Source organism: Fuerstiella marisgermanici (genome assembly GCF_001983935.1).
In the GTDB taxonomy this organism is placed as follows: Bacteria; Planctomycetota; Planctomycetia; order Planctomycetales; family Planctomycetaceae; genus Fuerstiella; species Fuerstiella marisgermanici.
Genome location: NZ_CP017641.1, coordinates 6242576 through 6255433 on the forward strand (window position 1 = coordinate 6242576; position 12858 = coordinate 6255433).

Annotated in this window: 10 protein-coding genes; 3 read left to right on the forward strand and 7 right to left on the reverse strand. The window is 56.1% G+C overall.

The genetic code is table 11. From position 1 onward, the window contains the following. Positions 1-53 precede the first annotated feature (53 nt). Positions 54-1235 carry a hypothetical protein gene (locus tag Fuma_RS23420; RefSeq protein ID WP_077026252.1) on the reverse strand — a complete coding sequence of 394 codons (1182 nt, stop codon included), beginning with the start codon at positions 1233-1235 and terminating at the stop codon, positions 54-56. Between the two features lie 130 nt (positions 1236-1365). After that, complete coding sequence (locus Fuma_RS23425) at positions 1366-2643, reverse strand: O-acetylhomoserine aminocarboxypropyltransferase/cysteine synthase family protein (RefSeq protein ID WP_077026253.1); 1278 nt, start codon at positions 2641-2643, stop codon at positions 1366-1368. A 161-nt stretch (positions 2644-2804) separates the two neighbouring features. On the opposite strand from Fuma_RS23425, the gene Fuma_RS23430 reads away from it, so the two are divergent. Further along, on the forward strand, positions 2805-3434 hold the full coding sequence (locus Fuma_RS23430) for a Uma2 family endonuclease (protein ID WP_077026254.1): 630 nt from the start codon (positions 2805-2807) through the stop codon (positions 3432-3434). A gap of 8 nt (positions 3435-3442) precedes the next feature. Here the strand turns inward: Fuma_RS23430 and Fuma_RS23435 are convergent, their stop codons facing one another. From Fuma_RS23435 to Fuma_RS23450, 4 genes are all read right to left on the reverse strand, one after another. Further along, a complete protein-coding gene (locus Fuma_RS23435; RefSeq protein ID WP_145944330.1) occupies positions 3443-4255 on the reverse strand; it encodes a hypothetical protein in 813 nt (270 codons plus the stop codon). 48 nt (positions 4256-4303) lie between these two features. Continuing rightward, entirely contained in the window at positions 4304-5221 is a 918-nt protein-coding gene (locus Fuma_RS23440; protein WP_145944331.1) for a hypothetical protein, read from the reverse strand. Between the two features lie 39 nt (positions 5222-5260). Then, complete coding sequence (locus Fuma_RS23445) at positions 5261-7294, reverse strand: M13 family metallopeptidase (RefSeq protein WP_077026257.1); 2034 nt, start codon at positions 7292-7294, stop codon at positions 5261-5263. A 121-nt stretch (positions 7295-7415) separates the two neighbouring features. After that, positions 7416-8069, reverse strand: a complete 654-nt coding sequence (locus tag Fuma_RS23450; RefSeq protein WP_145944332.1) for a hypothetical protein — start codon at positions 8067-8069, stop codon at positions 7416-7418. 371 nt (positions 8070-8440) lie between these two features. Here Fuma_RS23450 and Fuma_RS23460 point away from each other — a divergent pair, with 371 nt between their 5' ends. After that, complete coding sequence (locus tag Fuma_RS23460; RefSeq protein WP_145944333.1) at positions 8441-10243, forward strand: hypothetical protein; 1803 nt, start codon at positions 8441-8443, stop codon at positions 10241-10243. Between the two features lie 68 nt (positions 10244-10311). Beyond that, positions 10312-12009, forward strand: a complete 1698-nt coding sequence (locus Fuma_RS23465) for a hypothetical protein (protein WP_077026261.1) — start codon at positions 10312-10314, stop codon at positions 12007-12009. A gap of 8 nt (positions 12010-12017) precedes the next feature. Here Fuma_RS23465 and Fuma_RS23470 read toward each other — a convergent pair whose 3' ends face one another. Further along, entirely contained in the window at positions 12018-12854 is an 837-nt protein-coding gene (locus Fuma_RS23470; protein ID WP_077026262.1) for an alpha/beta hydrolase, read from the reverse strand. Between the last annotated feature and the right edge of the window lie 4 nt (positions 12855-12858).

The following is a 12858-nucleotide window of genomic DNA, read 5'->3' on the forward strand; positions in this document are numbered from 1 at the left end:
CGCCGGCGTGGCTTCCGTTGGTCGCTGGAGGAGTTGCGTGACGGTGAAACGGGCTACGTGCCGGCCGTTGGCGGCGAGGGACTGTCTTCGTACACGCCGATCCATTCGGAAGCCAGATCGGCATCGTGAAACAGAATCCATGATCGACGTGGAACGGTGCCTTCCTGCATAGCTCGACGAACGACCGCGATGCCGCGTTCTCGATCAGTGAGCGCCAATTCGATATAGCTGTAACGCAGGCCCGTACCGCTACCGACAAGCCCACCCAGTTCCTGCGGTTCAAGCACATTGCGAACCGCTTCTTCCATATCCTCGCGATCCTGGAACCCCATTTCTTCGGCATCCGCGCCGTCGATCTTGACATAACAAAATGTCTCACCGCACCGGCTGTAGCGTTCAGAATAGAACGGTGCGTTTGAAAAGGTTGCTCCCACCAGATCCGGGTTGCATGTCACACACGTCATCATGTCGTCGCGGTCGGAATAGTCCGCGGCTTCCTGAGGCTCCAGCTTCAACAACGCCCATTGCCCGTCCGGGGCAAACGCGTAATACGGCTCGGCAGGAAGCTGCTCCTTCGCGCTGTTCACGACCGCATCGAAGGTGGGCTTCAGGCGGTCAAGCGGCAAGAATCGCTGGCCGGCTTCGAATTCGGCTGACTGATCCACCATGTTGATCACGCCCACCCACCGGTCCAGCATCTCTTCACCAACAAGCGTTTCCGTCGCCACGAATGCTGCGTTGAACGCCTGCTCGTCGTCGGTCGGAGTTTCGTCCCACTGAAACGTGAGATCCACACGATTGTGTTCGCCAATCGCCACGGCGACTCGTACATCTTTGATGTCCATCCCGGTGCGCCCTTCCACTGTGGGCAGCGCTTGTTCGACGGGTTCTGGCAGACGGTACGTGTAGAACTCCCAGCCCTTGATCCGGGGAACTCGCGCAACAATGTCTTCGACCAGCGGGCGTAGTTCGCTGTGAGATTCCGGCGTGATGACCAGGCGGTGGCCTTTTTGATTCACGGCTGGTCCGAATTCCCACATGATGTCCGGATGAATGGCCTGCAGGTGCTGGTGCATCCACTCCGGTAAATCGAATTCTTCAGCACCGCGGAACAATGCGTCCAGCTGTTTCGTGCTGCGTTGAAATTCGGCCCACCAGTCGGTGATCCGCTGCGACACGCGTTCGTGCTCAGCGACTTCGGCAGAGTTTGTTTGGTCGTAGTAGATCCAGCGCATGGACGTCTCTTTTGGGAAATGCTGATGGGCTGAGGACGTCTGTCCTCTGATTTGCTCCGTGGCAGAGCTTCTCATCCCAGCGGTGAAAGCTGGCCGGAAGCCCTGCTACGCAATCACTTTGCGTGTGGTCCTAAACTGCCGCTGCCAGAGCCTGATTCAGATCGGCCATGATGTCATCGATGTGTTCGATGCCCACAGACAGGCGAACCATCTCGGGCGGGATGCCACCCGCTTTTTGTTGCTCTTCCGTCATTTGCGAATGAGTTGTCGTGGCGGGATGAATGGCAAGACTCTTCGCGTCACCTACGTTGGCCAGGTGACTGAACATCTTCAGCGCCTCGATGAACTTACTGCCAGCGGCGGCTCCACCTTTAATACCGAAGACAACCATTGAGCCGCCCGATCCGCCCAGATACTGCTGAGCTTTCTGATAATTCGAATCGCCTTCCAACCCCGGATAGCGAACCCATTCGACGGCGTCGTGGCTCTGCAGGTGCTTTGCCACAGCGAGTGAATTCTCACAGTGCCGTTCCATTCTCAGCGGCAGTGTTTCAATGCCCTGCAGGAACATCCATGAATTGTCTGGTGAAATGCATGCTCCGAGATTTCTGAGCGGGATGACTCGCATACGCAGAATGTAGGCCAGCGGAGCGAGGTCGCCCAAATCGTGAGCCCAGCGGACTCCATGATAGCTGCTGTCCTCTTCATTCATCAGCGGAAACTTGTCGCTCTTCCAGTCAAACTTTCCGCTATCCACGACCACACCACCGATGCCCGTTCCGTGGCCGCCCATCCACTTTGTGAGCGAATGCACAACGATGTCGGCTCCGTGTTCGATGGGTCGCAGCAGGGCAGGCGTGGTGAAGGTGCTGTCGGCAATCAGCGGCAGGCCGTGCTCATGAGCGATCTTTGCGATCGCGTCGAGATCAGAAATTTCCAGGCCCGGATTGCTGACGGTTTCGCAAAACACGGCTTTCGTTTTGTCGTTGATCGCCGCCGCGAAATTGTTGGGATCGGAAGGATCAACGAACCTCGCTTTGATGCCAAACCGCGGCAGAATATCGTTGAACTGCGTGAACGAGCCGCCGTAAAGATTGTTGGCGGTCACAAATTCGTCGCCGGCCTGCATAATGTTGATCAGGCTGTAGAAGACGGCACTCGTCCCTGACGCCAGAGCCAGCGCGCCCGCGCCACCTTCCAACTGAGCGACTCGCTGTTCCAGCACGTCCTGAGTCGGATTCATTAGCCGTGTGTAGATGTTGCCAAGTTCCTTCAACCCAAACAGATTGGCCGCGTGTTCGGTGCTATTAAACACGTAGGAACTCGTGCGATGCAGAGTCACTCCGCGAGAATTCGTGGTGGGATCCGGCTGAGTTCCGCCGTGCAAGCAAGTGGTTTCAAGTTTCATGAGTTCGATATTTGGGAAGAAGGAAGCGAACGAAATTTAGGGGGACGCAGTTCAGCAGGAAGCGTGCTGGCTTTCAACCCGATCGTGAATAATGTCGTTGGGGTTTCGAGGTGGAAGGAGTAGAATCGTGATTAGCCTGTCTCTGATGTAAGGTTCATAAGATGCCAATCGAAACCCAAAACCTTCCCGCTGAAACGCGAACTGTGATGGAGCACATCGAGTGGGACACCTACGTCGACCTCGCCGAACAGCGTCGCGGCAGCGTGCCTCGCATGACCTACGATCAGGGAGTTCTGGAACTCATGAATCCACGACGACAGCACGAAGGCATCGGCCGCTTGTTGGGCCGCATGGTCGAAACTTTCACAGAAGTGCGTGGAATTGAAATCCAGAGCGTGGCGTCAACAACTTTCAAACGCCGCGATCTGAAGCAGGGGTTTGAAGCGGATGAGTCGTACTACATTGAGCATGCCGAGCAGATTCGCGTGAAGGAAGAGGTTGATCTGCTGGTCGATCCGCCGCCGGACCTGGTGATCGAGGTTGAGATCACAACGTCCGCGATTCATAAGTTGAAACTGTTTGCCGCGATGGGTATTCCTGAGGTTTGGCGGCACGACGACGATTCGCTGCGGATGTTTCGGCTGGCCAAAGGCGAATATCGGGAAATCGCGGAAAGCGTCTCGCTGCCGGGCTTCACTGTTGCCATGGCCACCGAATTGCTGATCCAACGTTTCGACGTGGGTGAGACCGCATTGGTCCGATCGTTTCGTGCGTCGTTAGCGGGGGTCTGAAGGTGTCATCACAACCGACCGTTTGAGAAGCTGGTGAGGTTGTCGTCTTCGGAGCGTCGCTCCACAGTGAAGTCTGAGCTGTCGGAGTACTCGCCGCCCACCCCGTATTCGCGGTCAAAGCCCGCCGAAATGATCTGATAGTGGCCGAACGAATCGCCCGCAAATGAGTACGGGTGTTGCATGTTTCGATTGTCGCCTTCAGGGAAAACTGCCAGATCCCGGGCGTGGTAGCGGCCTGCCTCTTTGGCGATGTACAAATACGGCATGTCAGTAAGCCGATCGGTGTATTCAGGGAACCCATCAGAATCCAAATCGGTCATTCGGTGCTTTTTGAAGCCAAAGTACGGTGCCGTGCGCCTGTAAGACGATCGATGGAACGGATCGAACGGGTTATGGCAGAACCCAATGCACTCACCTTGCCGCGTTTGCACACCACCGAGAAACCAGACCAGGCATTCCGCGCCGGAGAGATGGAATTTATCGACGGTGTCGCCATCTCCATTCAAATCGCGAGCCACATCGAAGACGAACCTTGGCCAAAGCCGCCTCACCATCGCGCGACTGAGAGGATCGCTCTGCCATTTTGTTCCGTCTTCCCACAACGTAATGTGACTTAGCGGCTTTCTTCCGTAGTCCGCCGCGAAGGCACTCACAGAACTGGAAAGCTGTTCGATTTCCGCAATCGCTCGACCTTCGATGGCATCTCGTGATGATCGGCCCCATGGAATCGCCTGTAAATAGAAGCCTGCAAAAGTCAGACAAACGGTTGATCCAGCAAGCAGTGCGAAGCGTTTAATAACCTTTGCCGTCGATTCATTCATAGCGCCCCTGCTGAATCCTTTGTGGTTGCTGCTTTCTGCAAACGTCATTCAACTCACGCGGCGAATGCCGACCAGCCCGCTGATAAAATACCCAGCGAGAAAAAGTGCCATTGGAGAGAAAAGTAACAGCGTGAAGGTAAGTGTTCCGACGGGCGGGTTCTCGCCCATTGCCCCAACACTGAAATTCGCAAGATTGTCGTTTTCGACAGCTCGATCTCCCTGAAAGACAGCAGCGGATTCGAAGTAGTCGCCGCCGATCCCGTAGGCTCCATCGAATCCGGCAGAGATGATCTGAAATTCGGCGTTGACGTTGTAGACGCTTTTCAGGTTGCGTGGGTCATCGTTCGGATAGACTGGCAAGTCTTCATTCCAAAACGCTCCGCCACGGCGACTGGCGTAGAGATAGGGGTTTTGTGTCAACGGGTCTCCGTATTCGGCGAACCCATCTTCATCGAGGTCCGTGAACCTGTTGATCTGAAATTCAAAGAATGGCCCAGAGCGATTTGGCGACGTATTGCTGAATGGCGTTAACGGATTCCTTGAGAAGCCAATGCGGGTTCCGTTTTTATTTGAGTTGCCACCAAGAAAGAAGACGAGACACTCCGCACCGGTCATCACATGAACGTCGTCGGTATCCCCGTCACTGTTGAGATCGTATTTGGCTGTGAAATCGAACTGCGGCCAGATTTCACGAATCATGGCGCGACCATCAGGATTCCATTGTTCACCATGTTCTGGAATGCTCAGGTAGCTTGGCGGATACATCCCGTACTCGGCTTTGAAACTGGCCAAAGCCTGGATGAGTTGCGCGACTTCAACAGAAACTTTGGCGACCTCATTGTTCCTCTGCGGTCCGGAAATGGCTGGCAGTACCAACGCTATGATGACTGAGCACAGAAATGAAGCGCACAACAGCATCCAGAACGTCGCCCTCGACCGACGGCGGGGTTTCTGCGTTTCAGGCATCTGAAGTTTCCCCACACGGTGTAGAACACAGGGCACCGCTTACCAAATCTGAATCCGGTCCTCCGGCTTCTTGTACAGCTTGTCGCCCGGCTTGACGTCGAACGCTTCGTAGAAGGCGTCCAGATTGGTGACCGGCCCGTTACCTCGGAAAGCCGACGGCGAATGCGGATCGACAACTAGCCGTCGAACGAGTTCTTCTTCGCGGTACAGGCGTCGCCAGATTTGAGCCCAGCCGAGGAAGAATCGCTGTGGGCCCGTGTGGCCGTCAATGACGGGTGCTTTCTTACCCTCGAGCGACAAGATGTAGGCTTTGTACGCGATCGCCATGCCGCTCAGGTCGGCGATGTTTTCGCCCAGCGTCAATTCGCCGTTCAGAGTCTTACCGGGCAGTGCTTCGTAGCCCGCATATTGGTCAACAAGCCGACCGGTCAGTTCCTTAAACGACTTTTCGTCCTCTTCCGTCCACCAGTTTTTGAGGTTGCCGTCCCCATCGTACTTGCTGCCCTGATCGTCGAAGCCGTGACTGATTTCGTGACCAATGACAGCTCCGATGCCACCGTAGTTGACGGCATCGTCGGCGGTCGCATCAAAGAACGGTGGCTGCAGGATGGCGGCCGGGAAGACGATTTCGTTCTTGCTGGGGTTGTAGTACGCATTCACGGTTTGAGGTGTCATGCCCCATACCTGCTTGTCGACAGGCTTGCCAAGCTTGTCGATCATCCGCTGATGTTCGAACTGCATCGATCGTTTCATGTTGCCGATCAAGTCGTCGGGCTTGATCTCCAGCTTGGAATAGTCACGCCACTTTTCCGGGTAGCCGATTTTGGGAGTGATCTTGTGTAGTTTCTCCAGCGCTTTCTTCTTCGTTTCGTCTGTCATCCACGTGAGGTCGTCGATGCTGGTTTCGTACGCCTTCATGAGATTGGCGACCAGTTCATCCATCGCCTGCTTGGCTTCCGGCTTGAAGTGTTTGGCAACGTACAACTGACCTGTCACTTCGCCCAGCACGCCAAAATCGCCGGCCCCGCCGCCGCTGGTTGCATCGACGCCGCGTTTCCAGCGAGGTTCCTGTTCGGGAACTCCGGCCAGTTCTTTGCGGTGGAATTCAAAATGAGCGTCCGCAAACGGTTCCGGCAATATGGGTGCAGCGCTGTCGAGCAGATGAAACGTCAGATAAGCCTTGGCTACTCCCAGATCAGTTTCGTTGCCGATCGTTTCCAAAGCTTCAAAAAAGCTGGGAGTGAGTACGTTGACTTCTTCCAGGTTCGGCACGCCAACAGCTTCGAAGAAGACTGGCCATGGAAGTTCCGGCGTCAGATTGGGAAGGTCTGAAACGTCGTACTTGTTGTACCGTTTGTTGGCGTCGCGAAGTTCGGTTCGCGTCCACTGAGCCTTCGCAAGTTTCGTTTCGAGTTCGACAATTTTCTTGGCATGCCCGTCGGCCAACGGCACGCCCGAAAGCGAAAACAGCTTCGCAATGTAGTTCTGTAAAGCGGCTCGAGCCTTCACGTATTTGTCGTCGTCCTCGAGGTAGTAATCGCGGTCGGGCAACGAAGTGCCGCTTTGCACAATGGCGGCCAGGTAGCGTGTTGAATCCTTCGCGTCGGTCGATACAAAAAAGCCAATCGGGCCACCGACTCCGATTGTCTGCAGATATCCAAGATGACGGAACAAGCCTTCTTTGCTGTTCAGCTCGGAAATTGCTTTCAGTTCTCCTTCGAGCGGCTTCAGTCCGCGTTGATCGATCGTTTCGGTGTCCATGAAGCTGTGATAGAAGTCGCCCACCTTGCGGCTGTTTTCGTCCGTGGGGTTCTTCGCCGCATCTTCGATGATGGTCCGAATGTTCTCACGCGCGGCGTCGTCCAAAGCGGTGAAGGAGCCATAGTTCGACTTGTCGCCGGGGATCTGAGTCTGTAGCAACCAACGTCCGTTGACATGTTGATACAGGTCATCCTGAGGTCGTACCTTGTGGTCGAAACCGTCCGGATCGATCCCGGAAAAAAGATCCTGAGCCGGACAGGCGGCGGTGAAACCAATCAGGACAAACTGGAGCACGATTGAGTGAAGGCGCATAGAGGTGGCTCAATTGCTGGTAACGGATAGGGAGAACACGGCTGATGTGCATTGTGGGCGATGCGGGGCCGATTCTGCAAGGCATCGCGGTGCGTCGGTAAAAGTGCCGCTCGCCAGCGATTTATTCGGGCACCGGCTCGTAGTTTTCCGGGCGGTTCAGAAATGACAGGCTGAATCCGATGAACCAGAAGTCCGAGTCGCGGCCTTCCGTTGTCAGGTGATACTGAGCACTCGCGGTCAGCCGCGTCGAACTGTTCAGCCAGAAATGAGCGCCCAGTTCCGGATACACAGACGCCAGAAAATTGGGATCGGACTGCGTTTCGCCGCGTTCATCGATGCTGCCATCGTCATCATTGTCGATCCCGTCATCGCGCGCACTGACTTGCCGACTGTTGGCACCAACGTACGTGCCGACACCCGCAAACGGTGCCAGACGTGACGGCGATTGAGTTCGCACGCCAAGGTCAATTCCAGCAAACCAATCTTCCGCTCCAGTGCCGACCAGCCCTTTCAACCCAACTCGACTTTCGATGGCCGGACCAAGATACTGAAACCTTCCGACTTCGAGCCCGCCGGCAGTGGGTTCATCAGCTCCCGCTCCGCCGACGTAATAGCCTCCGCGATCGGCGACGTATCGAGCGTCACTCGCCTGCTTGATCATGCGTCCGACTTTTTCCGCATCATTGCTCGGGTAACGCTTGGCATATTTGTCCGCATAGACCTCATCATCCATCGCCCATCGAGACGTACCAATGCCCGCGCAGCCGGTGAGCACCAGGCACGAACAGAGGACGACTGAAATGGAGAGAGTGCGATACAGAAAAACTCACCGGTGCGGAGTTGATTAGTCGGCGCGCAAAATCATGCGAGGCAGACGACGAGGCTGGTCAGCGAACCGTATTTCCGTTCGCGTCTGAGGGTCAATGCGAATTCGCTTTCCGACCTCTGCCAACACTGGCACCGGCAGATTCTGCCGATGAATCGCGGGATTCCAGCCTGCTGTCGTCTCGGCAACGTTGAGCGATGAATCTGAGACTCGTCCGCGCACCGCTGCGAAATTTGAGCTACGTTTGCCATGTTGCCGAATTGCAACGCAGAGTGCCACGGCTCGTTTTTCGACACAACCGTCACAACCGCTTCACCACCATGTCTGACAGCATTCAGAATCACCCTGAGCTTCCTGCCTCAGCAAACGCCAAAGCGGAACTGCAAGGCGGTTCTCACGTAGAATGTCTCGCCGAAGATCCTGACGCTCGGACGCCGTTGGCCAAACCGACGATGGCAACCGCCTTATGGCTGGCTGTGGCATTGATGCTGGGACTGTTCGTGATGTCTCGTAATTCGGCCGATTCCGATCTGTGGGGGCACGTCACTTACGGCAAAGAAGTTCTGCGCGATGGCCGCCTTCACGAAGCGACGACATGGTCCTACGCTGTTGACAATTTCCGTTGGGTGAACCATGAAAACATCGCTGAGCTAATGATGGCGGCGGCGGATCTGGCTGGCGGGCAGACGGCTTTGCTGCTGCTGAAGTCGCTTCTGACTTTGTTATTGCTGGGCCTGCCGATGTGGGTCGCTCGCAAAAACGGAGCAGGCCTGATCACGTGTCCTGTAATTGTCGCGATGCTGGCGTTTAACATATCGTTTCACTGGCTGGTGCGTCCGCACATGTTCAGTTACGCGTGCGGGGCAGGCTTGCTGGCGATCATCGCAACAGCACTTCCCGGTGCAATTGGGGCTCGCGGAACGAATGCCCGGTGCAGTCGTTGGTTATGGCTGATTCCACCGCTGATGTGTTTCTGGACAAACGCTCACGGCGGCTACCTTGCGGGGATGGCGATTCTAATGGCATGGTTGGGCCTGGACGCCATTGAACTTCTGCTGACTCGCGACGCTCGCTTCTGGCCAACCGTGCGGCATCACGCGGTGCTGTATGCCGCCACTATCGCCGCCTGTCTGGTGAATCCATACGGCATTGAACTTCACACATGGATGCTGTCTTCGCTCGGCCGGCCGCGACCGGAAATCGAAGAATGGGCTCCGTTGGCGCTGCTATCTGTGGACGCGTTGCCGTTTTGGTGTTTGGCGCTGGGCGCATTCCTATGCCTGAAGAAGACCAATCAACCACTGCGGTGGCCGGGATTGATTGTACTGGCCTTGCTGTCGTGGCAGGCCGTAAAGCATCATCGACACCTGCCTTTCGCCGCTCTGCTGGCCAGCTTTGTACTTGCTCCGCATATTGAATCAATTGTGCGACAGATGTTTCGCAAGCTGGAAGAACGAGTGACGGCAAAGCGAAACGTGGATAGAGGACAGCCGGGTTGGTTGAGCGGCCTGGTTGCAGTGACGGCTTTGATTGCGCTAGCGGTGGCTCAGTATCCGAGGCAAACATTCCTAAAGGTCGAACGCGATTTTTATCCCGTGGCAGCGATGCAGTACATGGCCGATCAAAATCTGGAAGGCAAGGTGTTCGTCACGTTTAATTGGGCTCAATACGCACTCGCGGTGTTCGCCGACAGTAATCCAGATTCGCGAATCGCGTTTGACGGGCGTTTTCGTACGTGTTACCCGCAGCACATCATCGACATGTATTTCGACTTCACGCTGGGCAATCTGCCGCAAAGCGTTCGGTATCGAGAAGACGCGTCGGGGCCGTTTGATCCGACGGCCGCGCTAAAGTTTCGAGAGCCGAATTTGGTGCTCTTCGAACGACAGCGGAGTAACGCTGTCGCAACGATGACGGCGGCGAATGACGACTGGTGTCTGTTGTATCAGGACAGCCTGGCTCAACTATGGGGCCGCCGAAGCGTGTACGACAACTCGTCTTCACCCGACTACCTTCCGATGTCAAAACGCCATATCAGCAACGATGTTCAGGAAGGCGCTGCGGCGTGGCCCGGCTTTCCGGTTGTGCGGGATCGGGATGTGCAAGTCGCCTTGTCGAAATAACAAGTGCGATCGATGAGCCCTCAGACAGAGGCCACTGCAAGCCATTGCACTGCATAGGAATCTCAGCAATGACGTCCATTTCTCCTTCAGAAAAAGCCACCTGGTCGCAAGCCTTGTGGCTGACCGTATTTTTGATGTTTGGCCTGGTCAGCATGTCTCACAGCCATGCAGATCCGGATCTGTGGGGCCACGTGACGTACGGCAAAGAAGTGCTGCAAGACGGGCATCTGCACGAATCGACAACCTGGTCGTACGCGGTCGACAATTTTCGCTGGATCAACCATGAGAACATTGCGGAACTGATGGTCGCGGCCGCTGATAACCTGGGCGGTCAGACGGCGCTGCTGCTCGTAAAGTCATTACTGACACTCATCCTGCTGGGACTACCCATGTGGGCGGCCCGCAAACGAGGAGCCGGGTTGCTGACCTGCTTCATCATCATTCTGGCGCTGTCGCTGAACATTTCGTTTCACTGGCTGATCCGCCCTCACATGCTTAGCTACATCTGCGGTGCCGCGTTGATCACGATTCTCGGAATGGGGCTGCCAGGGGCCGTGGTGGCTCAGCCGGACGCATTGCGGTTCGGAAAGAGCCTGTGGCTGATTCCACCGTTGATGTGTTTCTGGACCAATTCACACGGCGGGTATCTGGCGGGTGCAGCGATCCTGATGGCGTGGCTGGGGCTGGACGCCATCGAACTTCTCCTGCGCAAAGACGCTCGCTTCCGACCGACTGTCCGACACCACGCCTTGCTTTTTGCTGCGACCGTCGCGGCATGCATGATCAACCCATATGCAATTGAACTGCACACATGGATGCTGTCGTCTTTGGGGCGTCCGCGGCCGGAAATTTCGGAGTGGGCACCATTGCCGTTGTTCACGGTCAATGGCCTGCCGTTTTGGGGACTACTACTGGGCACTATATTGAGCGTGAAGAAATCGGATCAACCTATTCGTTGGCCAGGCATGATTGTGATGGCTCTGCTGTCGTGGCAGGCCGTCAAGCACTATCGACATTTGCCTTTCGTGGCAATGATGGCGAGTACCATGTTGGTGCCACATATTGAATCCATCGTGCAGCAAACGTTGGCCACGTTGCGTGAACGAGTTGGCAATACGCGGACGGCGGAGAGTGGAAAGCTGCACTGGGCGAGCGGCCTGGCAGGCACGCTGCTGCTGTTGGCACTGACGGTGACTCAGTATCCGCGGCAGGCAACAGTGAAAGTTGATCGCGGTTTCTATCCCGTCAACGCCATGCAGTTTATGGCCGACCATCGCCTGGAAGGTCGCGTCTTCGTGACGTTTAACTGGGCTCAATATGCTCTGGCGGTGTTTCGCGACAGCAGCCCGAGTTCTCGAGTTGCCTTCGACGGCCGTTTCCGCACGTGCTATCCGCAGCACGTGATTGACATGTACTTCGACTTCATTCTGGGCGACCTGCCCGCGAGCCAGCGTTATCGCTCTGCAGATTCAGGCCCATTCGATCCGACCGCAGCGCTGGATTACAACAGCCCCGACCTGGTGCTGTTTGAACGCAAACGGAAGCATTGCGTCGACACAATGGAGGCCTGTTCCGATAAGTGGTGCCTGCTGTACCAGGATAGTCTGGCTCAACTATGGGGCCGCCGCACGAAGTACGACACGCCGCAGTCTCAATCCTATCTGCCAGCCCACCAGCGCCACATCGGCGACGATCCTCAGGAAGGCACCGTCGCCTGGCCCGCGTTTCCGGTGACAAACCGAACTACACGAGTCGCGTTGAAATGACAGCGCGGCTACTTTCGTGTTGAATTGACCTTTTTCACAAATCGCAGCAGCAGCGGGTACGCGGGATCGTCCATTTGGCCGTGATTGTAGCCGTCCAGTTCCATCAGCTGCGTATCAGGATGCCCGACCACCTGCATCATTCGCCACATGTAAGCGTTTTCTTCGTAACGGCCCAGCAACTCGAGTTCTCGATCGCCCGTGATCAGCAGCAGCGGCGGGCAGTCCTTTCGCACGTGAAACAGCGGAGCCATGTCGTCGATGATCGGCTGCTTGCCGTCAATGCCTCGTTCTTTACGAACGGTGAAATGCGTGATCGTGTGGCCACTAAACGGGATCAGCCCGGCAATGTTGTCGGCATTGACGTCGTGAGCCCTCAGCCAGCGCTTGTCGAGGCCAATCATGCTGGTGAGGTATCCTCCAGCAGAATGCCCGCTGACGAAGATGCGTTCGGCCGACCCACCGTACTCAGCGATGTTGCGGAAGGTCCATGCCACAGCGGCGGCCGCGTCGTCGATGCAGTCCGTCACTTTAACTTTGGGGCTTAATCGATAATTCACTGCAACGATGGCAACACCCTTTTCCTGCAACAGCTTTGGCACCGAACGTTTGCCGGCCGTCAAGCCACCGCCATGAAACCAGACGACAGTCGAAAAGTTCTTTGCGTCCGCCGGGTAGTATACGTCCAGCCGACAACGTTCGCGCATGTAGGGTGTGAGGTTATCACCGGCCCGATACGCAACGTTCTCCTCGACCTTGTACGCGGCCGACGCCGATGATGCTTCCTGACCAACCGCTGAAGGCAGGGCGACAGCAGTGGCGAGGATCAGCAATCGGATTTGTATCATTGGT

What these genes read in the sequence shown, in the direction of transcription:
- Fuma_RS23420 (WP_077026252.1), bottom strand. Translation starts at nt 1,235, where the DNA reads ATGCGCTGGATCTACTACGACCAAACAAACTCTGCCGAAGTCGCTGAG.
- Fuma_RS23425 (WP_077026253.1), bottom strand. Translation starts at nt 2,643, where the DNA reads ATGAAACTTGAAACCACTTGCTTGCACGGCGGAACTCAGCCGGATCCC.
- Fuma_RS23430 (WP_077026254.1), top strand. Translation starts at nt 2,805, where the DNA reads ATGCCAATCGAAACCCAAAACCTTCCCGCTGAAACGCGAACTGTGATG.
- Fuma_RS23435 (WP_145944330.1), bottom strand. Translation starts at nt 4,255, where the DNA reads ATGAATGAATCGACGGCAAAGGTTATTAAACGCTTCGCACTGCTTGCT.
- Fuma_RS23440 (WP_145944331.1), bottom strand. Translation starts at nt 5,221, where the DNA reads ATGCCTGAAACGCAGAAACCCCGCCGTCGGTCGAGGGCGACGTTCTGG.
- Fuma_RS23445 (WP_077026257.1), bottom strand. Translation starts at nt 7,294, where the DNA reads ATGCGCCTTCACTCAATCGTGCTCCAGTTTGTCCTGATTGGTTTCACC.
- Fuma_RS23460 (WP_145944333.1), top strand. Translation starts at nt 8,441, where the DNA reads ATGTCTGACAGCATTCAGAATCACCCTGAGCTTCCTGCCTCAGCAAAC.
- Fuma_RS23465 (WP_077026261.1), top strand. Translation starts at nt 10,312, where the DNA reads ATGACGTCCATTTCTCCTTCAGAAAAAGCCACCTGGTCGCAAGCCTTG.
- Fuma_RS23470 (WP_077026262.1), bottom strand. Translation starts at nt 12,854, where the DNA reads ATGATACAAATCCGATTGCTGATCCTCGCCACTGCTGTCGCCCTGCCT.